Below are 25,412 nucleotides of genomic sequence, written 5' to 3' on the forward strand. Positions count from 1 at the left end.
GCGCTGACCCGCCGGTCCCCCTAGCCGGCGGGTCAGCGCGCCGACGCCTCACCATTTCGAGAACGACTGTTCTCGCTGCAGAACGATAGCCACAGACATGTTCTTCGTCAAGAACGGGTGTATCGTTGAGTTGACACTGTTCACCATTAGGGAAATGATCCAAGGATGCAGGCCGCTGAATCAGCCCGCGAGGACGGCCGTCCGCCCTCGCGGCGCGAGCGGTTCCGGCTTGCCACGATCGACGAGATCAAGGAAGCGGCCCGGGCACAGGTCGCCCGCGAGGGGCCTGCCGGGCTGTCGGTGCGGGCCGTGGCCCGCGCGATGCACATGACGCCGAGCGCGCTCTACCGCTACTTCTCCGGGCTCGACGACTTGATCACGGCTCTGTGCGTCGACGCCTACCAGTCACTGGGCGACTCGGCGCGCGCCGCCGTCGAGGCCGAGGATCCGGACGACCACGTGGCCCGGTGGCGGGCCTTCGAGAACGGCACCCGGCGCTGGGCCCTGGCTCACCCGGGAGACTTCGCCCTCATCTACGGGACTCCCCTGCCCGGCTACCGGGCGCCCGCGGAGGTGACCCGGCCCGCCGCGCGCCGGTTCACCGACATCGCCCTGCACCTGATCGCGGCGGCCGTCGCGGCGGGCACGGTCGACCTCGACCGTGGCCTCATCCAGTACGAGCCGCGCCTGGACCCCGGCCTCACCGCCGGATGGCGGGACGGGGACGTCCCGCACGACCCACGCGTGCTGGCCAACCTGATCGGGGCCTGGACGATGCTGCAGGGCCACCTCACGCTGGAACTGTTCGGCCACTTCGAATGGCTGCAGACCGACCTGGACATCGTGTTCGATGCGCATGTCACGGCGACGATGCTCGCCATCGGCTTCGATCCGCGCGCCGTCGCCGCGGCCCCGTCCGGCGCCGCGGCGGACTCCGGCCCGCGGGCGCCCTGAGCCGGGCCACCCCTACCCTTCGGGGCATGGCCATCGAGTCGACCATGCTCCCGCTCGGCACATCCGCTCCGCCGTTCTCCCTGCCCGACCCGGCGACCGGCGCGACCGTGTCCCTCGATGACTTCCGGGCTGCCCCCGCGCTCGTGGTGACCTTCCTGTGCAACCACTGCCCGTACGTGCAGCACGTCGCGGCCGGGCTCGCCGCGCTCGGCCGTGACCTCGCCGCCACGGGCGTCGCGATGGTCGCGATCTCCAGTAACGACGTCGCGACCTACCCGCAGGACGGCCCCGACCTGATGGTCACCGAGGCGGCCCGGCACGGCTGGACGTTCCCCTACCTCTACGACGAGACCCAGGACGTCGCCCGGGCCTTCTCGGCGGCGTGCACCCCCGACACGTTCGTGTTCGACGGCGAGCGCCGCCTCGTCTACCGAGGCCAGCTCGACGACGCACGGCGCGGTAACGACCTTCCGGTCACCGCCGCGGATGTCCGCGCCGCGGTCGACGCCGTGCTCGCGGGCCGCCCGGTCGACCCCGAGCAGAAACCGTCGATCGGCTGCGGCATCAAGTGGCGCTGACGTGCTCGTGAGTACGCCATAGCGCCGCAACGATGCTTCTCGCCCACGGGCGCGTCATCGCCGTTCGGAGAGCGCGAAGTACAGCGCGGCGACATCCTCGATCGGAAGCCGGGCGCCCTTCCCGGCGGCCACCTCGGCCACGTCGATGACGTCGAGCAGGCCGTAGCCGTGCGGCAGCACTGCCGAGCGCAGCGCCAGCGCGCGCGGCACCCCCTGCCGGGTCAGCTCCTCGACCCGCTCCCCGAGCGCCTCGGCATCGCGTCCGCGCAACAGGTCGGGCAGCCGCGGCAGGAGGCTGCCCACCACCGGGCCAAAGCGCTCGATCTCGGCGTTGACGGCGAGGGGTTGGGGGCGGTTGGTGAGAAACCAGCGGGAGGCCCGGTCGAGCAGCCGGCGGGACTCCAGCACGATCCGGTCGGCCAGCCCGACGGGGATGTCGGCGGCCCGGGCCGCCGCCCACAGCCCGGGCAGCTCGTACACCGCGGTGGTCACCGCGTAGACGCGCACGGCGTCGGCCGGGTCGGCGGCCAGCTCCTCGCCGAGCCGGAACGCGTAGCTGATCCCGGCGCCGTCGACCATCTCGTTGACCAGCATCGTCGTGACGATCTCGCGGCGCAGCGGATGCCGGGCGATCGCCCGCGGGAACCGCTCGCGCAGCGGTCGCGGGAAGTACTCCGGGAGCCGTCCGGCGAACGTCGGGGCGTCGGGCAGGTCGCCGCCGAGAACCTGCTCGGTCAGGTCGAGCTTGGTGTGCGCGAGCAGCGTGGCCAGCTCCGGGCTGGTGAGGCCACGCCCGGCGGCGGCCAGCGCCGCGAAGCCGTCGGCGTCGGGCAGCACCTCCAGCTCGCGGTCGAGCCCGCGGCGCGCGACGAGTTCGGCGGTGAGCCGGGCGTGCACGCCGATCATGTCCGGGGCGTTCGCGCGGGCGATGCCGAGCGCCGCATTCTGGTCGCGGTTGTCCCCGAGGACGAGCTCGGCGACCTCGTCGGTCATGTCGGCGAGCAGCCGGGCCCGCGCCTCGCGGTCCAGCTCGCCGGCCGCGACGAGGCGGTCGAGCAGGATCTTGATGTTGACCTCGTGGTCGGAGCAGTCGACGCCGGCGGAGTTGTCGATCGCGTCGGTGTTGATCTTTCCGCCGGCCCGGGCGAACTCGATCCGGCCACGCTGGGTGAAACCGAGGTTGCCGCCCTCGGCGACGACCTTGACCCGCAGGTCGCGGGCGTCGGCGCGAATGGCGTCGTTGGCCTTGTCGCCCACGTCGGCGTGCGACTCGCTCGACGCCTTGACGTAGGTGCCGATCCCGCCGTTCCAGAGCAGGTCGGCGGGGGCGCGCAGGATCGCGGCGATGAGCTCGGGCGGGCTGAGCGCGACGACGTGCTCCGCGAGCCCGAGCGCCGCGCGCATCTGGGGGCCGACCGGCACCGCCTTGGCGGTGCGCGGCCACACCCCGCCGCCGGCGCTGATCAGCGACCGGTCGTAGTCGTCCCAGGACGAGCGGGGCAGGGCGAACAGCCGTTCGCGCTCGGTGTGGCTCGTCGCCGGGTCCGGGTCGGGGTCGACGAAGACGTGGCGGTGGTCGAACGCCGCGACCAGCTGAATGTGCCGCGAGCGCAGCATGCCGTTGCCGAACACGTCACCGGACATGTCCCCGATGCCGACGACGGTGACCTCCTGGCTCTGGGTGTCCACCCCGAGCTCGCGGAAGTGCCGGCGCACGCTCTCCCAGGCACCGCGCGCGGTGATCCCCATGGTCTTGTGGTCGTAGCCGACCGAGCCGCCGGAGGCGAACGCGTCGCCGAGCCAGAAGCCGTAGGACGCCGCCACCTCGTTGGCGAGGTCGGAGAACCGCGCGGTGCCCTTGTCGGCCGCGACCACCAGGTAGGCGTCGTCCCCGTCGTGGCGCACCACCCCCGGCGGCGCGACGGTCGCGCCGTCGACGAGGTTGTCGGTGACGTCCAGCAGGCCCGAGATGAACAGGCGGTAACCGGCCGCGACCTCGTCGGGATCGGGGTCGCGGCGCACCACGAACCCGCCCTTCGCGCCGACAGGCACGATCACCGCGTTCTTGACGGCCTGCGCCTTGACCAGGCCGAGGATCTCGGTGCGGTAGTCCTGCAGCCGGTCCGACCAGCGCAGCCCGCCCCGGGCCACCGGCCCGAACCGCAGGTGCACGCCCTCGACGCGCGGGGAGTACACGAAGATCTCGAACGCCGGCCGCGGCGCCGGCATGTCGGGCACCGCCGCCGGGTCGAGCTTGAAGGAGAAGAACTCCCGCCCGCGGAACCAGTTGGTGCGCAGCGTCGCGGCGATCATCGCGAGAGTGCTGCGGAGGATGCGGTCGGCGTCCAGGCCCGTGACGGCGTCGAGGAGCGACCGCACCTCGACGAGCGCGGCCGCGACGGCCTCGTCTCGATCGCCGACCGCGGGGTCGAACCGGGCCCGGAACAGCGCGATGAGCGCCCGTGCCACCGGGGCGTGCGCGAGCAGCGTCTCGGCCATGTACTGGACCCCGTACGGGCTGCCGAGCTGGCGCGCGTAGCGGGCGTAGGCCCGCAGCAGCGCCGCCTCCCGCCAGTCCAGACCCACCCGCAGCACCAGCGCGCTGAACCGATCCGACTCCGCCCGCCCGGCCCAGGCCGCCCGGAACGCCGCGCAGAACCCGCCCGCCACCTCGGGCGGTGGCCGGCCGGCCACCGCCGCCCTGGTCGGCTCGTCCAGCCGCAACCCGAAGTCGTACAACCAGCACCGGGTCCCGTCCGGCCTGGTGATCTCGTAGGGGCGCTCGTCGAGCACCTCCAGCCCCAGGTCCTGCAACAACGGCAGGATCGCCGACAGCGAGACCGCCGCGCCGACCCGGAACATCCGGAACCGCACGTCGGTGTCGCCCAGCGACAGCTCGAAATGGGGTTCGGTGCCCAGTTCGCGGATCCGGCGCAGGTCGGCGAGCGCCTGCACGGGGTCGGTGTCGTCCTTGTAGCCCTCCGGCACCCTGGACAGGTAGTCGACGATCTCGTCCTCGCCCGTGCCGACGAGATCGAGCACCCAGTCGTCCCAGGTCAGGATCACCACCCCGAGCTGTCCCTGCAGCCTTGCCTGGTCGGGTCGGGGCGCCGCCGGATCGACCTGGACGACGAAGTGGACCAGCGCGAGCCTCGACTCGCTGATCCGCGCGGTGTGGTCGATCCGCCATCCGCTCAGCTCGCGCAGCAGCAGGTCCTGCATGGCCAGCCGCGCGCGGGTCGTGTACCGGTCGCGGGGCAGGTAGACCAGGCAGGAGACGAAGCGCCCGTCCGGCTGCCGCCGCAGGAACAGCCGCAGCCGCCGCGGCTGGGTGAGCGCCAGCACGCCGGTCGCGGTCTCGTGCAGGTCCGCCACGGTGGCCCCGAACAGTTCCTCCCGGGGGTAGTCGGCGATCACCTCCAGCATCCGCTGCCCGGAGTAGGACTCCAGCGGGAAGCCCGCGCGGTTGATTGCGGCGCGCACCCACCCCGCGACCGCCGGGATGTCCAGGACGTTCTCGCGCAGCGCAGCCGCGGTGAACAGTCCGAGGAGTCGGTGCTCCTCCGCGGCCGTGTGGGTCGACCCCGCCGACCTGATCACGACGAAGTACGGGTACGCGGGGCGCAGCACCCGGCTGGGCGTGCTCGCCCGGGTGAACACCACCGCGTCCGTGCCGCGGTCCTGGGCGAGCGGCGGATCCGAGGGCTCCTCCCGGCGCAGGACGCCCAGCCCGGATCCCGCCACCGCACGCAGCCGGTGGCCGCGCCGGTCCCGGCGATAGCGCCGGTAGCCAAGGAACAGGAAGTGCCCGTCGGCGAGCCATTCCAGCAGCCGCGCGAGGTCCGGCGCGTCGGCCGTGGGTGCCACGGCCAGCTCGGCCGCGATCGCGCGCGCGGTGTCGACCATCCGTTCGCCGTCCCGGGCGACCGCGTGGACGTCGGTGAGCACGTGGCGCAGCTCGGCTTCGAGGTCCTCGAACTCGTCGAGGGGAAACGGGTCGAGCTCGATCCTCATCCACGCCTCGGTGGCGCCGTCCGGCGGTGCCTCGTCCGCGGCGGGGAGGACCTCGAGCAGCTCACCGTCGGCGCCGCGGCGCACCACGACACTCGGGCTGATCATCCGTCGGACCCGGGCGTCGACCCGTCCGACGCCGGCCAGCACCGACTCCACGAGATGGGGCATGTCCTCGGTGAGGATGTCGACGACCGTCGCTCCGGTCGCCGTCGCGCGCACGTCGAGCAACGGAGTGTCCGGTTCGCGGTGCGCGGCCATGCCTCGGTGGGTCCGGGCGGCATCGGCGAGCGCGACCGAGGCGTCGGCGTCTGTTCCGAGGGTCTCGACGGGAGCGTGCCGGGCGTAGAGCCGGCACAGCTCGGCCAGCTCCGGGTCTGCCGCGGCCGGGGCGGCGTCGTGCCTGGTGTGACTCATCGCCACCTCCGATCGGCTCCCGGGTTTGTCTCTACACCCGCCGACGGCTGCCGCCTATGGTTCGTTCGTGGGGGATCGCGGACGATCGGTGGGCACGCAACTCACCCCTGGTCGGCTGCGGCGGGGCGGACGTCGGTGTGGGTGAAGTCGTCTCCCTTGAACAGCAACGGCTCGCCGCGGCACATCGCGAGCGCGTAGGCAAAGCAGTCGCCGAAGTTGAGCTTGGCCGGATGGCCGCTGCCCCGGCCGAAATCGCGGTAGGCGGCCCTGGCGACATGCGCCTGTTCGACCGTGACCGGTTCGAGAACCAGCCCGGCCTTGGACACCAGATGGTCGACCTGACGGCTCGCGACCGGATCCCGACCGGCGTCGATGACGATCGCGGTTTCCAGGTAGTTCGCCACCGAGATCCGGGGCTCGACCGCAGCAGCGAGTGTGAGGGCGAACGACTCGGCATCCGGCTCGTTGCGCAGAATCGCGATCAACGCCGAGGTGTCGATGATCAACGGGGAAGCCCGCGCTCGTCGTACAGCAACTCGCCGTGATCGACCGAACGCGCCGGCTCGGCCAGCCTGCGTGCCGTGTCCTGACCGATGGCCAGGAGGGCATCGGCACGGGCGCGGACGTGCTCCCGGTTGCCGCGTACTCGCTCCAACCGCTCCCGAACCGCCTCCGTCACCGCCTGCGTCAGGCTCTCACCGGTCAGGCGGGCCAGCTCACGGGTGAGCTCGTGCGCCTCCTGGCTCTTGATATTGAGGCTCATCCTTCCCCGTCTCTTCCGTGGTGGATTCTGGATTCCACCACGGTACCGCCACATCAAAGCCGGTCGGGGGATGGTGCTACCCCGGTCTGGCGGTGCGCCTGGCCCGGCTCGAGGTCCACAGCGGCGAGGGGAAGCGGGCGGCCACGCGCAATCCGCCCAGCCACTCGGTGAGCCGGGCGGCCTCGGCCTCCAGCGCAGCCAGGCCCTCCGATCCGACGTCCTCGAGCAGCTGCAGGTAGATCTCACCGGTCGGGGTCTGGTTCCAGCCGCCGACGATCCGGCCGTCCCACCATGCGGTCGCGCCGCCGTTGCCGTTGCGGTCGAACAGCCGGGAGCGGTGCGGGCCGAGGTACCACGCGCGCTCGGACCAGCCCATCGTCGTCGGGTCCAGACCCGGCAGCAGCGCCGCCCACGGCTCGACGGGCGCCACCGCGTCGAGGTCGTCGGCCAGCGCGACGCCGGGCGCCCCGTGCAGATCGACCTCGACCGCGCCGATGTCGGCCAGCGCGGCCCTCGTCGCGCCCAGGGTCGAGCCCAGCCACCATGTGATGTCGGTCACGGTAGCCGGGCCGAAGGCGTAGAGCCAGCGGCGCACCAGCTCGGCCCTGGCCTGCGCCTCCGTGGGCAGCCGGGGCTCGTGGCCGAGCCACCGGCGGGTGGTCACCCACCGGGGCCGGGAGACGTTCCAGGAGCCCTGGTTCGTCCCGCGGAGCACCTTTCCGGCGGCCGAGAGCGTGGTCAGTACGCGCGGGCCGATCGGGTTCTCGCCGCCGTACGGCTTGTCGGGGGCGTAGCTGGTCGAGCCTGCCAGCAGCGGCACCGCCGCGCGCAGCTCAGTGGAGCTCGCCTCGCCCAGGGCGTCCAGAGCGTCGAGGGTGGCCGCGGAGGCCTCCGCGAGCCAGGCCGCCCCGTCGGCGTACAGCCCCGCCGCCTCGACCTCCTTGATGAGCCGCCGCCGTTGCTGGCCGGCCACCCGTTCGCCGGCGGCGGCCTGGACGACACCCAGCAGATCGGTGTTGAGGACGAACAGGGTCCGCCGCATGCACAGGTGCTTCACCAGGGACCGGTCGGTGTACAACGCCTTGTCGACCTCGGCGGTGACCAGCCCGTCGACCCGGGCCCATGCGGAGAGGTAGACGGTGGCGGGGTCGGTAGCGTGCAGGCAGACCACGCTGTCGGCCGCGGACACCACGTCCGGCGCGCGCTCACCGGGCGCAAGCCGGTGCCGCCGGGCCAGCCTCGCGCGTCGCTCCGCGACGTCGAACGTTCGCACCCGCGCATCGTGGCAGGCCGCACCGACACTCGACCGGCACGTGCTCCGAGCGTCCGCTCGACGAGGCCGGAGCCGCCGGTGTGCTCGCCCATGCATCGCGCCGCTTCCACCCGCGCTCCATCGCATGTGTGCGAGCACCGGTGACCTCGGCACCGTCCTCACCCGTCAGTCGGCGCGGATGCGCGCCGCGCAGATCGCCATGGTGAAGGCCGGTCCGGCCGAGGTCCGCCTGTCCCGGTCGGTTGACGGAGTCGAATGACGACCCCGGGGCCGAGTCTTGGCAGCCGCCCGTTCGCGGCTCGGCGGTGACCGTGAGAACCGCTGGAGTCCAGGTCATGACAGCAGCGGTGGCAGGCGGAGCGAGCGCGAGCGGCCCACCCTTCGCCGAGGCCACCCCGGCGCAGATCCGCGCCGCGCTGACCGGCGAGGACGCGGCGAAGGTCGACCAGCACTGGCGCTCGGTGATGCAGCGGGCGACCGAACGCCTCGCCCTCACCGAGGTCTACCCCGCGGCCCAGGTCGCCATCGCGGCCGTTCCGCCCGAGGGATCGCAGGCGCTGGCCGCGGTCTGCGCCGTGCTCGAGCCGACCCCGTGGCCAACCCAGACCCACAGATTCAGCCGCCGTTGACACCAGCGCAGTTCCTGGCGGGTGGGGCGCCACCATGCCTGCTGTGGACCATCCGGACCTTGCGGGCGGCGGATGAGGGTTTCCGCTGGTGAAAAGCCGGTGGGCGGTGTCCCCCGTCGAAGGACACCGCCCACCGCACCGTCGGGACGACAGGATTTGAACCTGCGACCCCTTGACCCCCAGTCAAGTGCGCTACCAAGCTGCGCCACGTCCCGGCCGCCCCCATGGGGGCCCGTTCACCCTACCGCATCGCGGATCCGGGCCCCTCGGCCGGCCACGTCTCCCCATCGCGGACAGGACAACGCAGTGACTGGTCGCCACCGAATTCGCGTCCGGCGGCTGGTCGACCCCAGTTTCGGTGACGCCGCCGCTGACGAACACCGCCCTCGGTCGCCCCTGCGACGGGACTTTGGTGGATATCGGTCGAGAGCCTGTCCTCAGATGCCCGGATCCGAGGCCAGCAGATCGGCGACCGCGGCATCGATGAACCGGGTGTCCACCGGGTTCGCGCCGCCGCCCGCGAAATGGCCCCACACCCCCGGGATCACCCGCAGTTCGGCGTTGGACATGTGGGACACCGCCCACTTCTCGTCCTCCGGCGGGAAGTACAGGTCCTTCTCCGCCGGTGCGACGATGGCCCGCGCCCGGATCGAGCCCAGCGCCTCCTCGGTGGAGGAGAACCCCGGCGTCGTGCCGACATCGCCGTGCCACCAGGTGCCGAGCATGGTGAGCAGGTTGTTGGGATCGCGGTCGTCCAGGAAGAAGCCCTCCCAGAACCCCACGATGAAGTCCTCGAGCGAGGCGTAGCCGAGTTCGCGCCACACCTCGTCCCAGTAGAAGGCCTGGGAGAACCCCCAGCCCGCATACACCCGCGCCGCGGCCCGCAGTCCGGTCACGGGCAGGGCGTCGAGCGCGTACCATCCGCCGGCGAATGCCGCGTCGGCGGTCAGCGCGGCGCGCACCGAGTCCAGGAAGACCCGGTTGTGCGGCGCCGTCCGGGACGACCCGCAGAACGGCAGGATCCGCTGCACCATCTCCGGATGGCTGACCGCCCACTGATAGGTCTGCCCGGCACCCATCGACCAGCCGAGCACCAGCGGCAGCGTCTCGATCCCGAACACCTCGGTGACGAGCCGATATTGCGACTCGACGTTGTCCCGCACCGAGATCCGGGGAAACCGCGCCCGGTCCCACGGTGGCGGCGTGTTCGACGGCGACGAGGAAAGGCCGTTCCCGAGCATGTTCGGCACGATGATGAACCACCGCTCGGGGTCGAGGGCCATGCCCTCACCGATGAGCCACTCGTTGTCCCAATGTCGCCCGGAGTACCAGGTCGGATAGACGATCGCGTTGGACCGGTCCGCGTTGAGCGTTCCGTAGGTCTGGTAGGCCACCCGTGCGGGACGTAGCGTCGCACCGCATTCGAGGGTGAAGTCGGGAATCTCGTGCACCTCGTACGGTGCGTCGGGCCCGGTCATGGCGCCTCCTTGCGCTCGCACTCCCCGACCGATGGTGCGGTGAGATCGGTCGGGGGCGCAAGATGCGAACCCTCATCGACGCCGCGGGACGATCGACCTCAGGGGCGAGGCAACCGAGCGTGCCGGGGATCGCGGGTCACGGGCGTGGCCCGTCGAGATCGACCGGGCACCGAGGTGACGACCTCGGGCGCGTCCGCGCTGCGTTCCCCCGCGTCCAGGGCCCGGCGCAGTCGGGAGTCCATCGCGCGCAGGGCCGGCGCGCCGAACACCCGACGACTCGGTTGGCCGCAATGCGGGCACTGCGCCGGTTCGTCGGCCTCGGCCATCGGCCGGACCAGGTCGAACCGTGAATCCTCCGGGCAGCGGTAGGAGTAGGTGGGCACTGTGACCTCCGACAGAGATTCCGTCCTCAGAGACTATTCGGTGTGGCGGTCCGGTCGAGCCGTCCGATCGGCCGCAGATCGGGATCGGGTTCAACCCGACCTGCCCGATCCGCTTCCGACCGACAGTGTTTACGATCAAACTGGTCTCGTCATCGTCCGAACCGCCGCACCGAGGGGAGCATTGGTGGCACCAGGAACCGTTCCCCTCACCCACGCCACACTGGGCCGGCTATTGCACCAGGTCCAGCACCAGATGTCCCGGCGCATCGAGACCGTGCTGCGCGAGTCCACGGACTCCCCGACGCTCGACCAGTGGCGGGTGCTCGACCTGCTGGCCGACGGCGGCGGGCATCCGATGAGCGAGATCGCGGGCTATGCGCGGGTCCCGGCACCCACCCTGACGAAGATCGTCGATCGGCTCGTGGACGCTGCGCTCGTCTACCGCCGCGTCGACGATGCCGATCGCCGCCGGGTACTCGTCTACCTCGCCGAGCACGGCAGGCGACTTCACGATCGGCTCGCGCCGGAGGTGGCCGCGGCCGAGCAGGCCGTCGCCGACGAGCTCGGCGCCGACGACGCCGCGCGGCTGCGCACCCTGCTGGCCCGGCTGGCCGACCGGCTGGGCTGACCCCCGCGCTAGCCGGGATCGTGGTGCCCCGCCGGTGCCGCGCTGCGCCGCGGCAGCAGCGCCTGCACGACGAATCCACCGTCCGGCCCCGGACCGCTGATCAGCTCGCCGTCGACCGCGGCCACCCGTTCGGCCAGTCCCGCCAGGCCGGTGCCCCCCGTCGCGTCGGCCGGCACGCCGTGTTCGGACCCGGGTATCCCGTCGCTGTGCACCCGGACCCGCAGCCGGGTGTGGTCGCGCCAGCCCAGCTCGATCCGCACCGGGGCGCCGGGCGCATGCCGCGCCGCGTTGGTCAGCGACTCCTGGATGACGCGATAGACAGCCCGGTCCAGGCTCGGTGGCAGCTGCGCGGGTTCGCCGTCGTGCACCAGGTCGGCCCGAATCCCCGCGTTCCGCGAGCGGACGACGAGCCCGTCGAGCCCGGCGACGCCCGGGGGTCGGGCTGCGGGATCGGCGATCAGCCCGAGGGCGCTGCGCATCTCCGAGAGGGCGGCCTTGGCCAACCCCCGCAGGTGCTCGGCCGCCTCGCGGGTCTTGTCGTCGGGTGCGCCGACCGCGAGCGCGGCGGCACCGACCGCGATGAGCGTGGCGTGATGTCCGACAACGTCGTGGAACTCACGCCCGATCCGGGCGCGTTCCTGCGCCCTGGCCGCGGACTCCCGCGCGCTGATCGCCGCGTCGCGGGCCGCCTCGAGATCGCGCATGCTCGCGGTGAGCCGCTCCCGGGTGCTGATCAGCAGCCCCAGCGCGACCGGCGCCCCGGCCCACAGGGCGACGAACGCAACGGCCAGGATCGCGTCGGACCAGAGCAGGTCCTGTATCAGCAGCACGGGGAGGACCGCGGCGAGCCCGGCGAGAACGAACCAGGCCACCGTGTCCCGGAGCCGGCGGCTGCGCCGCCCCACCGTGTAGAGCGCGACGAGCGCGGGCGGCCAGCCGAGCCCGCCGACCAGTCCCCACAGCACCCCGAGCACCCCGAGCGGCGGCCACACCCGGCGCAGTGGCAGCAGCCCACAGCCGACCAGCCCCGCGACGACCGAGAAGCCGAACGCCGGACGGCCCAGCAGCACCGCCGCCGCGGGCACGAGAACGGCCGTCGCCTCGGTCGCCACACCACGGACCGACGGCGGGGTCATTCGGTCCGCCAGCTCCGGGCCAGCAGCGCCGCCTGCACCCGGTTCTCGACGCCGAGCTTGACCAGCAGCGCCGACACGTACTTCTTCACCGTGGCCTCCGCGAGGCTCAACTCCCGCGCGATCACGGCGTTCGACTTGCCCGCCGCGACCCGACACAGCACCTGGTTCTCCCGCAGCGTGAGCGCCGGCGGGGGACGACCGGGAGCCGGCAGACCTGCGGCGAGCCTGGGCAGCAGCCGGGCCGTGATCCGAGGATCGAGCACCGCCCCGCCCGCGGCCAGATCGCGAACCGCCCGGACCAAGGACTCCGGCTCGGCGTCCTTGAGCAGGAATCCCTGCACCCCGATGCGCAACGCCTCGGTGACGTAGTCGTCGAGGTCGAACGTCGTCAGCACGGCGGCGGGCGGCGCATCGGGACGGGCGCACAGCACCCGCAGCGCGGCCAGCCCATCGGTCCCGGGCATCTGAACGTCGGCGAGCACGACGTCCGGCCGGTGCCGATCGACCGCGGCGAGCAGGCCGTCCCCGTCGTTCGCCTCGCCCACCACCCGAACGGTCCCCCGGGCCTCCAGCACGGTCCGCAGGCCCGCCCGCAGCAGCGGCTCGTCGTCGGCGAGGACCACCCGCACCGGCGGGAGCACGCAGGTTCCCGCCTCGACCGCCATGCGCTGCAGCCTAATGGGCGACGCCGACCGCAGATCGTTCGGTACCGTCAGCGCTTCTTGACGCGCTTCTCGCGCACCCGCACCGACAGCCGGATGGGCGAGCCGGTGAAGCCGAACTCCTCCCGCAGCCGCCGTTCCAGGAACCGCCGGTAACCCGCCTCCAGGAACCCCGTCGTGAAGAGCACGAACGTCGGAGGCCTGGTCTGAGCCTGGGTCGCGAACAGCACCTTGGGCTGCTTGCCGCCCCGCACCGGCGGTGGGGTCGCGGCGATCAGGTCCGCGAGCCAGCCGTTGAGCTGTCCGGTCGGGATCCGCTGGTCCCACGAGGCCAGCGCGGTCCGCAGCGCCGGCGCGAGCTTGGCCACGGAACGCCCGGTGCGGGCGGAGACGTTGACCCGCTCGGCCCAGCGCACCCGCACCAGGTCGCGGTCGAGCTCACGCTTCAGGGCGAGCCTGCGATCCTCGTCGACGAGGTCCCACTTGTTGAAGGCCAGCACGAGCGCCCGGCCGGCCTCCTCGACCATGCCGATCACCCGCAGGTCCTGCTCGGCGATCGGCTCGCTCGCGTCGATCAGCACGATGGCGACCTCGGCGGCCTCGATCGCCGACCGGGTGCGCAGGCTGGCGTAGTACTCCATGCCGCTGGCCGTCTTGACCCGCTTGCGCAGGCCGGCGGTGTCGACGAACCGCCACAGTGTGTCGTCCAGTTCGACGAGGGAGTCGACGGGGTCGACCGTGGTGCCCGCCACCTCGTGCACCACCGACCGCAACTGTCCGGCGAGCCGGTTGAGCAGGCTGGACTTGCCGACGTTCGGCTTGCCGACCAGCGCGACGCGACGCGGCCCGCCGGTGCCCGCCTGGCCCAGGTCCTCGCGGGGCGACTCGGGTAGCGCCTCGAGGATGGCGTCGAGCAGGTCACCCGAGCCGCGGCCGTGCAGGCCCGAGACCGGGCGTGGCTCGCCGAGGCCCAGCCGCCACAGGGCGGCGGTGTCGGCGACGAACCGCTCGTTGTCGACCTTGGTCGCCGCGAGCAGCACCGGCCGGTCCGAACGGCGCAGGATCCGGGCCACGGCCTCGTCGGTCGCGGTCGCCCCCACGGTGGCGTCGACGACCAGTAGCACCGCGTCGGCGGTCTGCATCGCCAGATCGGCCTGTGCGGCGACGGCGGCCTGCAGCCCGGTGGCGTCGGGTTCCCAGCCCCCGGTGTCGACGATGGTGAACCGGCGGCCGTTCCACAACGCGTCATAGGCGACCCGATCCCTGGTCACCCCGGGGACGTCCTGAACGACCGCCTCCCGCCGCCCGAGCAGACGGTTGACCAGCGTCGACTTGCCGACGTTTGGCCGCCCGACCACCGCCAGCACCGGCGCGGCCCCGGGCTCGTCCGGCTCGGCGGCCGGACCCACCGGCTCGTCCCGGCCGTCGGGATCGGCGAAGTCCGCCGGGTCGATGCCCAGCTGCGCCATCGCAGCGCGGTCGTCTGTGTTGTTCACGTGCCGCTCCGTACCTCGTCGAGCTCGCAGACCATCTCGGCCAGCACGGCCCGGATGGTCTCGGTGGCGGCGGCCAGCTCCGTCCGACCCCTGGCCGCCGGGGCGGGTATGGGCTCGCCCACCAGGACATCCACCCGTGGGCGGAAGCGGCGACGCGTCCCGTCCGGGCGGTGGGTGCCCCGGCATGCCACGGGCAACACCACCGCACCCGAGGCGCGCGCCAGCCATGCCGCGCCCTGTCGCGCGGCGGCCACCTCACCGGTGCCACGGGTGCCTTCGGGGAAGATCGCGACGAGCCCCCCGCCACGAAGCACCGCCAGCGCCGCGGTCAGCGGGCGCCGGTCGGGCTCACCCCGGCGCACGGCGAGCTGGCCGATGCGTGGCAGCAGCCATCCCAGCGGTCCGGTGAACATCTCCTGCTTGACCAGGAACACCGCGCGGCGCCCCAGCAAGCCGAACAGCAGCGGCCCGTCCACCATCGAACTGTGGTTGGCGACGAGCACCACCGATCCGGTCGCCGGGATGCGCTCCCGATGATGCACACGCACGTCGAACACCGGGCGGAAGCACCAGGTACCGATCCATCGGGCAAGGTCGGTCAGCCGCCCCGAGGCGCCCTCCGGCAGGTCCGGGGGTGCCGTCCTCACGTCAGGAGTCCCCGCTCGGCCACCAGCCGCAACAGCTCGGCGAGCACCGCATCGACGCTCAGGTCGTCCGTGTCGAGGATGAGTGCGTCCGCGGCGGCGTGCAGCGGGGAGGTGGCGCGGGTGGAGTCGAGCCGGTCGCGGCGACGGACGTCGGCCAGGGTGACCGTGGGGTCGACCACCCGGCCCGCCTTGGCGTCCTGACGGCTGCGTCGCGCGGCCCTGATCTCCTCCGACGCGGTCAGATACACCTTCAACGCGGCGTCGGGGACCACGACGCTGCCGATGTCGCGGCCCTCGACGACGATCCCGCCGATGCCGCTCAGCTCCTCCGTGATGATCGCGCGTTGCCGTTCGACGAGCACCGTCCGGACGGCGGCCAGCGCGGACACCGCGCTGACCAGCTTCGTCACCGCGGCGCCGCGGATCTCCGCCGCGACGTCCTGCCCACCGAGCCGGATCCGGGGTGCCTCCGGATCGGTCGTCGGCTCCACGGGGGCGGCGGTCGCGACGGCGACGATGTCCTCGGCCGGGCTGTCCTCGTCGAGGCCGGCGCGAAGCACCGCGAGGGTCACGGCTCGGTACATCGCGCCGGTGTCGAGGTAGGCGGCCCCGCAGGCCGCCGCGAGCCGACGGGAAACCGTCGACTTTCCGGTGCCCGAAGGGCCGTCCATCGCCACGACTCCGCGCAGCTTGCCCGGAACGGCCACCGCACCGACTCCTCCCCGGGCCCCGCAGCATGCTCGCCGCGGCACCAGTCCCACCGCGCCTGCCGCGGTTCGCCACCCGTCATTGTGCCTGGCCGCCGCACCGGTCTCGGAACGGGCATCCCCGGGTCCGTCCCCGCGTCCTGGAGCATGGCACGCTCGGGCTGGAGCCGCCCGGGCTACTGCGGCAGGTCCGTGCGCAGCGCGGCGGCACCACGCAGGTAGACGTGCCGAAGCTCGGCCCGGCTGCGCGAGGTCTCGACATGGGCGAGCAGGCGAAGGACCCGCGGCATGGCGCCCGGCACCGCGATCTCCGACGCGCACATCAGCGGGACGTCGGTGAGCCCGAGCAGCCGCGCGGCATAGGCGGGGAACTCCGCGGTGAGGTCCGGGGTCGCGGTGAACAGGATCGAGATGATGTCCTCGGAGGTCAGCGCATTGCGCTCGAGCACCGCGGTGACCAGTTCGGCGGAGCGGGACAGGATCTCCTGCCGGGTATCGGCATCCAGCTGGATCGCGCCCCGGATCGCACGCACCGCCACGCCAGCAGCCTAGAGATCTACAGTCCCACCGCGCGGAAGAGCCCGCCCACCTCGGCGTGGTTCAACGGCCGGATCCGGCCCGGCCGCTGGTTGCCCAGCTTCACGTCGCCGATCGCGGTGCGCACCAGCCGCTGAACCGGGTAGCCGACGTCGTCCATCAGCCTGCGCACGATGTGCTTACGGCCCTCGTGCAGCACGATCTGCACCATCGAGCGGCCGGCGTGCGAGTCGACCAGCTGGAAGGAATGCACCCGGACCGGGCCGTCCTCGAGCTCCACCCCGGCCCGCAGCCGTCGGCCGAGATCGCGCGGGACCTGGCCCATGACCTCGGCCAGATAGGTCTTCTCCACCTCGAACGACGGGTGCATCAGCCGGTGGCCCAGCTCACCGTCGTTGGTCAGCAGCAGCAGCCCCTCGGTGTCGGCGTCGAGTCGTCCAACGTGGAACAGCCGCTCGGTCCGTTCGGCGACCAGATCGCCGACACACGGCCTGCCGTGCTCATCCGCCATTGTCGACAACATCCCACGGGGCTTGTTCAGCGCCAGATACACGAGGTCCTCACGCAGCACGATCCGCGAGCCGTCGACATGCACGACGGCCGTGTCGGGGTCGATCCGGCGCCCCATCTCGCGGACCACCTGGCCGTCGACGCTGACCCGGCCGGCGGCGATCAGTTCCTCCGCGGCCCGCCGGGAGGCGACGCCGGCCTGCGCCAGCACCTTCTGCAGCCGAACCCCATCGGGGTGGTTCTGGGTACTCATCACATTCATCGCTATCGATCTCGCAGGTCGTCGATCGCGTCGATCGCGTCGACATCGGGCAGCAGCGGCGCCAGTGGCGGTAGGTCCTCCACTGAGGACAGTCCCAGCCGCTCCAAGAACAGCTCGGTCGTGCGGAACAGCGTCCCCTGGGTCTGCGGGTCCACACCCGCCTCCTCGACGAGTCCGCGGGTCAGCAGCGTCCGCATGACACCGTCGCAGTTCACGCCGCGCACCGCGGACACCCGCGCCCTGGTGACGGGCTGGCGGTAGGCGACGACGGCGAGGGTCTCCAGCGCGGCGCGGGTCAGCCGGACCCGCTGTCCGTTGAGCAGCAGCCGCTCGACGAAGGGTGCGTAGGCGTCGCGGGTGTAGAACCGCCAGCCGCCACCCGTCCGACGCAGGTCGATGCCGCGGCCCGCCGCCGTGTACCCGTCGGCGAGCCTGCGCACCGCGGCCCGGACCCTGACCACCGGCTGGTCCAGCGCCTCGGCCAGCGACTTCTCCTCGGTCGGGGCGTCGACGACCAGCAGCAACGCCTCCAGCGCGGCTTCGAGCGCGGCCTCGTCGGTCAAGGCGGGTAGCGCATCGGGCTGCGCCACCGCGGTCTCGGCCCCGTCGGCCGCGCAGCCGGACGCCTGGGCAACGGCGTCGTCCGGGCCGGCGATGGGGTTGCTGTTCGAGTGGCTCACTGCTCGGTTTCGGGGCTTTCGATCGGTGTGCGATCCGACGACGTCGTGGACCTGCCCGTCCAGCGTACTGTCAGCTCCCCGAACGCCTCGGGCTGCTCCAGCGAGATGCTGTGTTCCCGGTAGAGCTCGAGCAGGGCGAGGAACCGCGCCACCACCTCCAGCGGCGCCACGCAGTCCGCGGTGAGCGAGGCGAAACTCGCCTCACCCAGCTCGGCGAGCCGCTCGCGTAACAGCGCCGCGTGTGCGGCGACCGAGACGGCGTGGGTGTGCAGGTGATCGAGGCCGACGGTGGGCGGCGGCTTCGGCCGGAACACCGTCGCCGCCAGCTCGGCGAAGCTCGCCGGGCTCACCCCGAGCAGCACCTCGGGCAGCAGGCCGGTGTAACGGTCCTCGAGCGCGACCGAGCGCGGGAAGCGGCGTAGCGCCGTGGACTCCAACTCGCCGAACAGGACGGCGACCTGCTTGTAGGCGCGGTACTGCAGCAGCCGGGCGAACAGCAGGTCGCGGGCCTCGAGCAGGGCGAGATCCTCGGCGTCGCAGACCTCGGCGTCCGGCAGCAGCCGGGCGGCCTTGAGATCCAGCAGGGTCGCGGCGATGACGAGGAACTCGGTGATCTCGTCGAGGTCCGCCTCGTCGCCCAGCTCGGTGATATGCGCGATGAAGTCGTCGGTGACCCGGTGCAGCGCCATCTCGGTGACGTCCAGCTCGTGCTTGCCGATGAGCTGCAGCAGCAGGTCGAACGGGCCGGAGAAGTTGTCCAGCCGCACGGTGAAGCGTGCGGGTCGGGCGGACCTTTCCCCCGCCCGCCCGGGCGACGGATCGTTCTCGACCAGCGTCACCGGGCGAGGACCTCACGGGCGAGCAGCCGGTAGGCCTCGGCGCCGTTGGAGTTCGGAGCCCAGGTCGTGATGGGTTCACCCGCCACGGTGGTCTCCGGGAACCGGATGGTCCGGTTGATGACGGCCTCGAAGACGATGTCGCCGAACGCCTCCACCACGCGCTGGTGGACCTCGCGGGTGTGCAGCGTCCGCGGGTCGAACATGGTCGCCAGGATGCCGAGCAGCCGCAGCTCGGGGTTGAGCCGATCGCGCACCTTCTCGATCGTGTCCATCAGCAGCGCGACGCCGCGCAGGCTGAAGAACTCGCAGGCCAGCGGGATCAGCACCGCATCGGCGCAGGCCAGCGCGTTGATGGTGAGCAGGCCGAGGGACGGCTGGCAGTCGATGAGCACGACGTCGTAGCGGTCGAGCGCCGCCTTGAGCGCTCGACCGAGGGCCTGCTCGCGGCCGACCTCGGTGACGAGCTGGACCTCGGCCGCCGACAGATCGATGTTGCTGGGCAGCAGATCCATCCCCGGGACGGACGTCGACCGGATCACGTCGTCGACGGCGATGTCTCGTTCCATCAGCAGGTTGTAGATCGTGACGTCGAGCTGATGGGGCTGTACCCCGAGGCCGACCGACAAGGCGCCCTGCGGATCGAAGTCGACGAGCAGGACCCGCCGGCCGTACTCGGCGAGCGCGGCTCCCAGGTTGATGGCCGAGGTCGTCTTGCCGACACCGCCCTTCTGATTGGCGATGGCGATCACCTGAGCCGGGCCGTGCTCGGTCAGCGGCGTCGGTTCCGGCGCGGTCACGCGATGAGTTCCCCCCACCGGGACAGTGTCGTACACCTCCAGCTCGGAGTTTTCGTCGTCGAGCGGCTCCGGGCGGGGAGCGAAGGGCCGCGGAGTGTTCACAGCGTGCTCCGGTCTCTCGCGGGCGACCGTGGGACGAACGGTTCCGGCCCGCAGACTAGGAGGCGCCTCGACATGCGGCAATGCGCCCCGCCGTGACGCGTCGAAGTCGGTTTCTGAGATTCACGAGGCCCGGTCACCGGGATGGCCCAACCGGTCAGCTCGCGGTCACCGTCACGTCACCCGCGGTGGTGCGCGCCAGGATGGTGCGCGTCGCGCCCGGGTCGTCCGCGACGTTCACCCTGACCGTGCCTGCCGTGGACCGCGCCTGCACCCGGTAGGCCTCGGTCGCCGGCACCCGGACGGTGACGTCACCCGCCGTGGCCCGGACCTCCACCTGCTGCGGGGCGGCCGCGAACGCAAGCTCGACACCACCCGCCGAGCTCTGCGCGCGCACCGTCGCGCCGCGCAGCCCGGCTCCGTGCACCCGGCCCGCCGAGGTCGCGAGGTCCTGGTCGCCGGTCAGGTCGTCGACCGTGATGCCGCCGGCGCCGAGCTTGGTGCGGACCGACACCGCGGCCGGGGCGGTCACGGTGAGAGCCACCTCACAGCGGCCGATGCGGGGGCCGTCGGGGCAGCGCGCGGTGATCCGCAGGACATCGCCGTCGACGGACTCGGTGACGGTGGGCCGCTCATCGGTCCAGCGCAGGGTCCGTTCGACCTGCGCCGCGCCGTCGGGCCCGGACCGCAGCTCCACATCGCCGGCATCCGAGTCAATCTCGACTCGACTGATCGCCTGGTCGTAGCGCTGACTTCCGGACTCGGTCCGCACGGACCCATCTGACCCGCTGGTCGCGCTGGTCCCGGCCAACCGATCGGATCCGTCGGAGCCGCGGGGGCCCACCTGCGCGCCGCCACAGCCGGTCAGCAGGAGCGCGACCGACAGCAACAACGCCGATACCCATGTCCTGTTCATCGCCGTGAACGGTACTGCGGCCGACGATCAACCGCGGGCACGTGGGTGGGCCGTCGCATAGACCTCGCGCAACGAGTCGACCGTCACGTGCGTATAGACCTGGGTCGTGGTCACCGAGGCGTGCCCGAGCAGCTCCTGCACCACGCGGACGTCCGCGCCACCGGCGAGCAGGTGGGTCGCGAAACAGTGCCGCAGCGTGTGCGGGGAGACCTCCGCGTCCAGCCCGGCGACCTCGGCCGCCGCCCGCAGCGCATGCCAGGCACTCTGCCGCGAGAACCGAGCCCCGCGAGCGTTGAGCAGCAGGGCCGGGGTACCTCGGCCACGTTCGGCCAGTACGGGGCGGGCCCGCACCCGGTATGCCTCGACGGCGGCCACGGCCGGCCGACCGACCGGGACGATGCGCTGTTTGCCGCCCTTCCCGCGCAGCAGCACGGTGCGTTCGGCGAGATCGAGGTCGTCCAGGTCGACGCCGACCGCCTCGGAGATGCGAGCGCCCGTGGAGTACAGCAGCTCCAGCAGGGCCCGGTCCCGCAGCGCCACCGGTCCGTCCCCGTGACAGCCGGACAGGAGCTGCTCGACCTGCTCGACGGTCAGCGTGCGGGGCAGCCGGCGGGGCAGCGACGGCGGGGTGACCGCGCGGGTGACATCGCACGGCACCAGCCCGTCGCGGGCGGCGAACCGGTGCAGCCCGCGCACCGCCGCGAGCGCCCGGGCCACGGACGAGGCCGCCAGCGGGGTGGGGCCGCTGCGCAACGCGACGAGGAACGCGGTGATGTCCGACTCGCGGACGGCGGCGAGGTCGCCGATCCCGCAGGCCTTCAGGTGATCGCGATAGCGGTGCAGGTCGGTCGCATAGGAACGCAGCGTGTTGGGTGAGCTTCCCCGCTCCACGGCCAGATGCGCGAGGTATGCGCGCAACACTCGTGCGGGCGCCCCACCGGTCCCACCGTCCCGCTCACTCACGAGCGCCCAGGGCCGGGATCACCTCACGCTCGAACAGTTCGACGCTCGAGCGGTCGTAGGCGGCGTCGGGGAAGTAGCAGATCGCGTAGGCCATGCCGAGGCGCTGCAGCTCACGCAGGTTCGCCACGACGTGCTCGACGGGGCCGCAGGCCGGCATTCCCCGGTAGGCGCTCAGCACACGTTCGGCATCGTCCGGGCCGACGATCGGGACGAGCCGGTCCCGCAGCTGCCGCAGCCGGTTCTCGACCTCGGCGGCGGTGTGCCCGATGACCACGTTGTAGTTCGCCGAGCGGACGATCGCGTCGAAGTCGGTGCCCACGTCCCGGCAGTGCGCGGCGAGGATCGCGGACTTGTGGGCGAAACCCTTGGGCGTCCCGTCGAAGTTCGTGTACCGCGCGTACCGGGCAGCGATCCGCAACGTCACCTTCTCCCCGCCACCGGCGATCCACAGCGGGATCCCCCGCACCCCCCCGCCGTCCTGCTGAAGCGGTCGCGGAGCCACGATCGCGTCGTCGACCTGGTAGTACCGCCCGTCCAGGGTCGCCCGGCCGGTCCGCCAGGCCTGCGCGAGAATCTGCACGCCCTCGTCGAGCATGCCCAGCCGCTGCCGCGGGGGCGGGAAGCCGTAGCCGTAGGCCCGCCATTCCTGCTCGTACCACCCGGCGCCGATTCCCATCTCGACCCGGCCACCGGAGATGATGTCGGTCGTCGCGGCGACCTTCGCGAGGTAGACGGGATTGCGGTAGGCCATGCACGTGCACATCTGGCCCAGCCGCACCCGGCGGGTCACCGCGCCGAGCGCGGCCATCAGCGTCCACGCCTCGTGTGTCGCCTCGTCGGTGGGGGCGGGCACGGTGTGGAAGTGGTCGTAGACCCAGATGGACTCCCACGGACCGGCGTCGGCGTGCCGCGCCAGCGCCTGGATGGCGTCCCACTGCCCCGACGGTTCGATGCCGGCGAGATCGAGCCGCCATCCCTGAGGAACAAACAGTCCGAATCGCATGCCAGTCACTCGCCCGAGCGTACGGGCCGTACCGGTTCGGCGGTTGTCGGCGCGGCCGCAGCGGTACGGTTCGATCCGTGAGTACGCCGGGTTCACCCAAGTATCGGATTGGGCATGAGGAGCGGGAGCAGGCCATTCGCGCTCTGAACGACCATTTCGCCGCCGGCCGGCTCGACATGCACGAGTACGAGGAGCGCGTGTCACGGGCGTCCGCGGCGCGCACCGCCGATGAGCTCGACGCGTTGTTCAGCGACCTGCCTCCCCCGGCGTCCACGCCGGTCACCGCCCACTACCCGGTCGCGCAGCAGGGGGCGTACCACCCGCCGGCCCAGCACCCGGCGGCGCAACCCGCGCACTGGGATCCGAGCGCCCCCTGGGGCCGTGACCCGGTCACCGGCTGGCCCTACTCCGACAAGTCGAAGCTGATCGCCGGGGTGCTGCAGCTGTTCCTCGGCGGGGTGGGGGCGGGCCGGTTCTACACCGGTCACACCGGGTTGGCCGTGGCCCAGCTGCTGGTCACCCTGTTCACATTCGGGTTCGGCGCCATCTGGGGGTTCATCGACGGGATCGTGATGCTGGCCGGCTCCCCGCGTGACCCGTACGGGCGCCCGCTGCGCTCCTGAGCGCGCCGGTCGGCAGTTCGCTCCCCGCTCGCCGGGTTCCGCTCAGCGCCTGCGCGCCGCGAACCGGGACGGTCGATCGGGCCAGTCGACGTCGGCGGCGCGCGGTGATCCGGCGCCGCCGCGCACCGCCTGCACGGCCAGCACACCCGCGACGGCCGCCGCGTTGACGATCACTCCGGTCAGCACCATGGCGACGGCGTCCGCCAGCGGCACCCAGCGCAGCTCGAGGTCCGCCTCCTCGTCCTGGCCCGCGGCCGGCCGGTCGATCTCGGTGAGCCCGCGGGCGAGATAGATCCGCACGGCCTCGTCGGAGAAACCGGGCGAGGGCACCATGTCGAGCAGCACCGACCAGTCCGACGCGGCCAGGCCCGCCTCTTCGGCCAGCTCCCGGGCCGCGGTCGCGGCCGGATCCTCCCCCGCGACGTCGAGCAGACCCGCCGGCAGCTCCCACAGCCTGCGCCGCACCGGATGCCGGTACTGGTGGATCAGCATCATCCGGTCGGAGGCATCGAGCGCGGCGATCGCGACCGCTCCGGGGTGTTCGAGGATCTCCCGGGTCGCGACGCGGCCGCCGGGCATCACCACCCGGTCGGCCCGCAGCGCCATGACGCGACCCGTGTAGACGTCGCAGGAGGACTCGACCGGGAAGTCGTGCCGAAGACCGGTCATGAGGTCGCCGAACCGACGGTGTCGGCCGGGCATGCCTCGGTTGCTGCGCTGCCGAGGCGGTCGCGACCGGGCAGCTCGACCGGCAGCCTGCCCGCGGCCTGGTAGCACAGCGCCGCCTTCACGAACGCCGCGAACAGCGGGTGCGGGCGGGTCGGACGGCTCTTGAGCTCCGGATGTGCCTGGGTACCGACGTAGAACGGGTGCACCGCCGAGGGCAGCTCGACGAACTCGACGAGCTTGCCGTCCGGGGACAGCCCACCGAACACCAGACCCGCCGCCGTCAGCCGGTCGCGGTAGTCGTTGTTCACCTCGTACCGGTGCCGGTGCCGCTCGGAGACCTCGTGGGTGCCGTAGACCCCGGCAACCACCGTGCCCGCCCCCAGGACGGCCGGGTAGGCGCCGAGGCGCATCGTGCCGCCCATGTCCCGCTCGCCCGCGACCACGTCGAGCTGCTCGCTCATCGTCGAGATCACCGGATGCGCCGTGTCCGCGTCGAACTCCGTCGAGCTCGCGCCCTCCAGCCCGGCAAGGTTGCGAGCCCCCTCGATGACCATGCACTGCAGGCCGAGGCACAGGCCCAGGGTGGGGATCCCGCGGGTGCGGGCGTGCCTGATCGCGCCGAGCTTGCCCTCGATCCCGCGGATGCCGAACCCGCCCGGCACCAGGACACCGTCGACGCCCTCGAGCTCCGCCGCGGCGCCCGCGGCGGTCTCGCAGCGGTCGGACTGCACCCAGTCGATCTCGACGCGGGCGCGATGGGCGAACCCGCCCGCACGCAGCGCCTCGGTCACCGACAGATAGGCGTCGGGCAGGTCGACGTACTTGCCGACCAACGCGATCCGCACCTTCTCGTTCGGGTCGTGGACGCGGTCGAGCAGGTCACCCCAGACCGTCCAGTCGACGTCCCGGAACGGCAGCCCGAGCCTGCGCACGACGTAGGCGTCGAGACCCTCCCGGTGCAGCACGCGCGGGATGTCGTAGATCGACGGCGCGTCCGGGGCCGCCGCGACGCCGTCGAGCTCGACGTCGCACATCAGCGAGATCTTGCGCTTCAAGCCGTCGGGGATCTCCCGGTCGGCGCGCAGCACCAGCGCATCGGGCTGGATACCGATGTTGCGCAACGCCGCGACGGAATGCTGGGTCGGCTTGGTCTTCAGCTCGCCCGACGGGACGAGGTAGGGCACCAGGGAGACGTGCAGGAAGAAGCAGTTGTCACGGCCCACGTCGTGTCGGATCTGGCGGACCGCCTCCAGGAACGGCAGCGACTCGATGTCGCCCACGGTGCCACCGACCTCGGTGATCACCACGTCCGGGGTGAGGCCGTCCTCCGGATCGGTCATCGCCCGGATGCGATCCTTGATCTCGTTGGTGATGTGGGGAATCACCTGCACGGTGTCGCCGAGGTACTCACCGCGGCGCTCCTTGGCGATCACCGAGGAGTACACCTGGCCCGTGGTGACGTTCGCGCGGCCGTGCAGGTTCCGGTCCAGGAACCGCTCGTAGTGGCCGATGTCGAGGTCGGTCTCCGCGCCGTCTTCGGTCACGAAGACCTCCCCGTGCTGGAACGGGTTCATCGTTCCGGGGTCGACGTTGAGATAGGGGTCGAGCTTCTGCATGGTCACCCGGAGCCCCCGAGCGGTCAGCAGCTGACCGAGACTCGATGCTGTGAGGCCCTTGCCGAGCGAGGAAGCTACCCCGCCGGTGACGAACAGGTGACGGGTCCCGCGTGGCTGCACGGAACTTCAGCCTACC

General features: G+C 72.2%; 27 protein-coding genes and 1 tRNA gene. 6 read left to right on the plus strand and 22 right to left on the minus strand.

The genetic code is table 11. From position 1 onward, the window contains the following. The first annotated feature begins 165 nt into the window (after positions 1–165). Positions 166–954: a TetR/AcrR family transcriptional regulator gene (locus tag ACFQE5_RS02160; RefSeq protein WP_379582149.1), complete on the plus strand. Its 789-nt coding sequence runs from the start codon at positions 166–168 to the stop codon at positions 952–954. A 26-nt stretch (positions 955–980) separates the two neighbouring features. Next, positions 981–1,532: a thioredoxin family protein gene (locus ACFQE5_RS02165; protein WP_379582151.1), complete on the plus strand. Its 552-nt coding sequence runs from the start codon at positions 981–983 to the stop codon at positions 1,530–1,532. Between the two features lie 54 nt (positions 1,533–1,586). Here the strand turns inward: ACFQE5_RS02165 and ACFQE5_RS02170 are convergent, their stop codons facing one another. The 4 genes from ACFQE5_RS02170 to ACFQE5_RS02185 form a co-directional block, all read right to left on the minus strand. After that, positions 1,587–5,960: an NAD-glutamate dehydrogenase gene (locus ACFQE5_RS02170; protein ID WP_379582154.1), complete on the minus strand. Its 4,374-nt coding sequence runs from the start codon at positions 5,958–5,960 to the stop codon at positions 1,587–1,589. 101 nt (positions 5,961–6,061) lie between these two features. Next, positions 6,062–6,466 (minus strand): type II toxin-antitoxin system VapC family toxin, encoded by a 405-nt coding sequence (locus ACFQE5_RS02175; protein ID WP_379582157.1) that lies wholly within the window; start codon positions 6,464–6,466, stop codon positions 6,062–6,064. After that, positions 6,463–6,723, minus strand: coding sequence for a type II toxin-antitoxin system VapB family antitoxin (locus ACFQE5_RS02180; RefSeq protein ID WP_379582159.1), 261 nt, complete (start codon positions 6,721–6,723; stop codon positions 6,463–6,465). Before ACFQE5_RS02180 ends, ACFQE5_RS02175 begins: the two co-directional genes overlap by 4 nt. A gap of 76 nt (positions 6,724–6,799) precedes the next feature. Then, positions 6,800–7,996 (minus strand): winged helix DNA-binding domain-containing protein, encoded by a 1,197-nt coding sequence (locus tag ACFQE5_RS02185; RefSeq protein WP_379582161.1) that lies wholly within the window; start codon positions 7,994–7,996, stop codon positions 6,800–6,802. 124 nt (positions 7,997–8,120) lie between these two features. On the opposite strand from ACFQE5_RS02185, the gene ACFQE5_RS02190 reads away from it, so the two are divergent. After that, positions 8,121–8,255, plus strand: a complete 135-nt coding sequence (locus tag ACFQE5_RS02190) for a hypothetical protein (protein WP_379582163.1) — start codon at positions 8,121–8,123, stop codon at positions 8,253–8,255. Positions 8,256–8,331: 76 nt separating this feature from the next. Beyond that, positions 8,332–8,625: a DUF6247 family protein gene (locus ACFQE5_RS02195; RefSeq protein WP_379582165.1), complete on the plus strand. Its 294-nt coding sequence runs from the start codon at positions 8,332–8,334 to the stop codon at positions 8,623–8,625. A 141-nt stretch (positions 8,626–8,766) separates the two neighbouring features. Here ACFQE5_RS02195 and ACFQE5_RS02200 read toward each other — a convergent pair. From ACFQE5_RS02200 to ACFQE5_RS02210, 3 genes are all read right to left on the minus strand, one after another. After that, positions 8,767–8,840, minus strand: a tRNA-Pro gene (locus tag ACFQE5_RS02200). Positions 8,841–9,062: 222 nt separating this feature from the next. Next, positions 9,063–10,103 (minus strand): alpha/beta fold hydrolase, encoded by a 1,041-nt coding sequence (locus ACFQE5_RS02205; RefSeq protein ID WP_379582167.1) that lies wholly within the window; start codon positions 10,101–10,103, stop codon positions 9,063–9,065. A gap of 98 nt (positions 10,104–10,201) precedes the next feature. Next, positions 10,202–10,486: an FmdB family zinc ribbon protein gene (locus tag ACFQE5_RS02210; protein ID WP_379582169.1), complete on the minus strand. Its 285-nt coding sequence runs from the start codon at positions 10,484–10,486 to the stop codon at positions 10,202–10,204. Between the two features lie 184 nt (positions 10,487–10,670). Here ACFQE5_RS02210 and ACFQE5_RS02215 point away from each other — a divergent pair, with 184 nt between their 5' ends. Continuing rightward, a complete protein-coding gene (locus ACFQE5_RS02215; RefSeq protein WP_379582171.1) occupies positions 10,671–11,114 on the plus strand; it encodes a MarR family winged helix-turn-helix transcriptional regulator in 444 nt (147 codons plus the stop codon). An 8-nt stretch (positions 11,115–11,122) separates the two neighbouring features. Here the strand turns inward: ACFQE5_RS02215 and ACFQE5_RS02220 are convergent, their stop codons facing one another. The 13 genes from ACFQE5_RS02220 to ACFQE5_RS02280 all read right to left on the minus strand — a co-directional run bounded on the left by ACFQE5_RS02220 (position 11,123) and on the right by ACFQE5_RS02280 (position 22,368). Then, the gene (locus ACFQE5_RS02220; protein ID WP_379582173.1) at positions 11,123–12,250 is read right to left on the minus strand and encodes a sensor histidine kinase; all 1,128 of its coding nucleotides are present in this window, start codon (positions 12,248–12,250) and stop codon (positions 11,123–11,125) included. Then, a complete protein-coding gene (locus ACFQE5_RS02225) occupies positions 12,247–12,915 on the minus strand; it encodes a response regulator (RefSeq protein WP_379582175.1) in 669 nt (222 codons plus the stop codon). The genes ACFQE5_RS02220 and ACFQE5_RS02225 overlap by 4 nt, the downstream gene beginning before the upstream one ends. A 47-nt stretch (positions 12,916–12,962) precedes the next feature. Continuing rightward, positions 12,963–14,381 (minus strand): ribosome biogenesis GTPase Der, encoded by a 1,419-nt coding sequence (gene der / locus ACFQE5_RS02230; RefSeq protein WP_379582213.1) that lies wholly within the window; start codon positions 14,379–14,381, stop codon positions 12,963–12,965. 23 nt (positions 14,382–14,404) lie between these two features. Continuing rightward, positions 14,405–15,055, minus strand: coding sequence for a lysophospholipid acyltransferase family protein (locus ACFQE5_RS02235; RefSeq protein ID WP_379582177.1), 651 nt, complete (start codon positions 15,053–15,055; stop codon positions 14,405–14,407). Beyond that, positions 15,052–15,726: a (d)CMP kinase gene (cmk, locus tag ACFQE5_RS02240; protein WP_379582215.1), complete on the minus strand. Its 675-nt coding sequence runs from the start codon at positions 15,724–15,726 to the stop codon at positions 15,052–15,054. The genes ACFQE5_RS02235 and cmk overlap by 4 nt, the downstream gene beginning before the upstream one ends. A 212-nt stretch (positions 15,727–15,938) precedes the next feature. Further along, positions 15,939–16,301 carry a chorismate mutase gene (gene aroH / locus ACFQE5_RS02245; RefSeq protein ID WP_379582179.1) on the minus strand — a complete coding sequence of 121 codons (363 nt, stop codon included), beginning with the start codon at positions 16,299–16,301 and terminating at the stop codon, positions 15,939–15,941. 17 nt (positions 16,302–16,318) lie between these two features. Beyond that, on the minus strand, positions 16,319–17,062 hold the full coding sequence (locus tag ACFQE5_RS02250) for a pseudouridine synthase (RefSeq protein WP_379582181.1): 744 nt from the start codon (positions 17,060–17,062) through the stop codon (positions 16,319–16,321). An 11-nt stretch (positions 17,063–17,073) separates the two neighbouring features. Beyond that, positions 17,074–17,751 carry an SMC-Scp complex subunit ScpB gene (scpB, locus tag ACFQE5_RS02255; RefSeq protein ID WP_379582183.1) on the minus strand — a complete coding sequence of 226 codons (678 nt, stop codon included), beginning with the start codon at positions 17,749–17,751 and terminating at the stop codon, positions 17,074–17,076. Next, positions 17,748–18,584 (minus strand): segregation and condensation protein A, encoded by an 837-nt coding sequence (locus ACFQE5_RS02260; protein ID WP_379582217.1) that lies wholly within the window; start codon positions 18,582–18,584, stop codon positions 17,748–17,750. The genes scpB and ACFQE5_RS02260 overlap by 4 nt, the downstream gene beginning before the upstream one ends. Before the next feature lie 2 nt (positions 18,585–18,586). Then, positions 18,587–19,429 (minus strand): ParA family protein, encoded by an 843-nt coding sequence (locus tag ACFQE5_RS02265; RefSeq protein ID WP_449301260.1) that lies wholly within the window; start codon positions 19,427–19,429, stop codon positions 18,587–18,589. Positions 19,430–19,643: 214 nt separating this feature from the next. Next, entirely contained in the window at positions 19,644–20,402 is a 759-nt protein-coding gene (locus ACFQE5_RS02270) for a DUF4097 family beta strand repeat-containing protein (protein WP_379582187.1), read from the minus strand. A gap of 27 nt (positions 20,403–20,429) precedes the next feature. Further along, on the minus strand, positions 20,430–21,365 hold the full coding sequence (gene xerD, locus ACFQE5_RS02275; protein ID WP_379582189.1) for a site-specific tyrosine recombinase XerD: 936 nt from the start codon (positions 21,363–21,365) through the stop codon (positions 20,430–20,432). Then, positions 21,358–22,368, minus strand: a complete 1,011-nt coding sequence (locus ACFQE5_RS02280) for an LLM class F420-dependent oxidoreductase (RefSeq protein WP_379582219.1) — start codon at positions 22,366–22,368, stop codon at positions 21,358–21,360. The genes xerD and ACFQE5_RS02280 overlap by 8 nt, the downstream gene beginning before the upstream one ends. Before the next feature lie 77 nt (positions 22,369–22,445). On the opposite strand from ACFQE5_RS02280, the gene ACFQE5_RS02285 reads away from it, so the two are divergent. Beyond that, positions 22,446–22,991, plus strand: coding sequence for a DUF1707 domain-containing protein (locus ACFQE5_RS02285; RefSeq protein WP_379582191.1), 546 nt, complete (start codon positions 22,446–22,448; stop codon positions 22,989–22,991). A gap of 42 nt (positions 22,992–23,033) precedes the next feature. Here the strand turns inward: ACFQE5_RS02285 and ACFQE5_RS02290 are convergent, their stop codons facing one another. Both ACFQE5_RS02290 and ACFQE5_RS02295 read right to left on the minus strand, forming a co-directional pair. Continuing rightward, positions 23,034–23,660 (minus strand): NUDIX domain-containing protein, encoded by a 627-nt coding sequence (locus ACFQE5_RS02290; protein WP_379582193.1) that lies wholly within the window; start codon positions 23,658–23,660, stop codon positions 23,034–23,036. Beyond that, positions 23,657–25,396, minus strand: a complete 1,740-nt coding sequence (locus tag ACFQE5_RS02295; protein WP_379582195.1) for a CTP synthase — start codon at positions 25,394–25,396, stop codon at positions 23,657–23,659. Before ACFQE5_RS02295 ends, ACFQE5_RS02290 begins: the two co-directional genes overlap by 4 nt. Between the last annotated feature and the right edge of the window lie 16 nt (positions 25,397–25,412).

The sequence above is a fragment of the Pseudonocardia hispaniensis genome (genome assembly GCF_042658695.1).
Taxonomy (GTDB): Bacteria; Actinomycetota; Actinomycetes; order Mycobacteriales; family Pseudonocardiaceae; genus Pseudonocardia; species Pseudonocardia hispaniensis.

Excerpts from the sequence above, each read along its gene's own strand:
- ACFQE5_RS02205 (WP_379582167.1), bottom strand. The coding sequence starts at position 10,103 with ATGACCGGGCCCGACGCACCGTACGAGGTGCACGAGATTCCCGACTTC.
- ACFQE5_RS02220 (WP_379582173.1), bottom strand. The coding sequence starts at position 12,250 with ATGACCCCGCCGTCGGTCCGTGGTGTGGCGACCGAGGCGACGGCCGTT.
- ACFQE5_RS02195 (WP_379582165.1), top strand. The coding sequence starts at position 8,332 with ATGACAGCAGCGGTGGCAGGCGGAGCGAGCGCGAGCGGCCCACCCTTC.
- ACFQE5_RS02280 (WP_379582219.1), bottom strand. The coding sequence starts at position 22,368 with ATGCGATTCGGACTGTTTGTTCCTCAGGGATGGCGGCTCGATCTCGCC.
- ACFQE5_RS02180 (WP_379582159.1), bottom strand. The coding sequence starts at position 6,723 with ATGAGCCTCAATATCAAGAGCCAGGAGGCGCACGAGCTCACCCGTGAG.
- ACFQE5_RS02190 (WP_379582163.1), top strand. The coding sequence starts at position 8,121 with ATGTGTGCGAGCACCGGTGACCTCGGCACCGTCCTCACCCGTCAGTCG.
- ACFQE5_RS02160 (WP_379582149.1), top strand. The coding sequence starts at position 166 with ATGCAGGCCGCTGAATCAGCCCGCGAGGACGGCCGTCCGCCCTCGCGG.
- der (WP_379582213.1), bottom strand. The coding sequence starts at position 14,381 with ATGGCGCAGCTGGGCATCGACCCGGCGGACTTCGCCGATCCCGACGGC.
- ACFQE5_RS02270 (WP_379582187.1), bottom strand. The coding sequence starts at position 20,402 with ATGAACAGGACATGGGTATCGGCGTTGTTGCTGTCGGTCGCGCTCCTG.
- cmk (WP_379582215.1), bottom strand. The coding sequence starts at position 15,726 with ATGGACGGCCCTTCGGGCACCGGAAAGTCGACGGTTTCCCGTCGGCTC.
- ACFQE5_RS02170 (WP_379582154.1), bottom strand. The coding sequence starts at position 5,960 with ATGAGTCACACCAGGCACGACGCCGCCCCGGCCGCGGCAGACCCGGAG.
- ACFQE5_RS02290 (WP_379582193.1), bottom strand. The coding sequence starts at position 23,660 with ATGACCGGTCTTCGGCACGACTTCCCGGTCGAGTCCTCCTGCGACGTC.
- ACFQE5_RS02250 (WP_379582181.1), bottom strand. The coding sequence starts at position 17,062 with ATGAGTACCCAGAACCACCCCGATGGGGTTCGGCTGCAGAAGGTGCTG.
- ACFQE5_RS02225 (WP_379582175.1), bottom strand. The coding sequence starts at position 12,915 with ATGGCGGTCGAGGCGGGAACCTGCGTGCTCCCGCCGGTGCGGGTGGTC.
- ACFQE5_RS02165 (WP_379582151.1), top strand. The coding sequence starts at position 981 with ATGGCCATCGAGTCGACCATGCTCCCGCTCGGCACATCCGCTCCGCCG.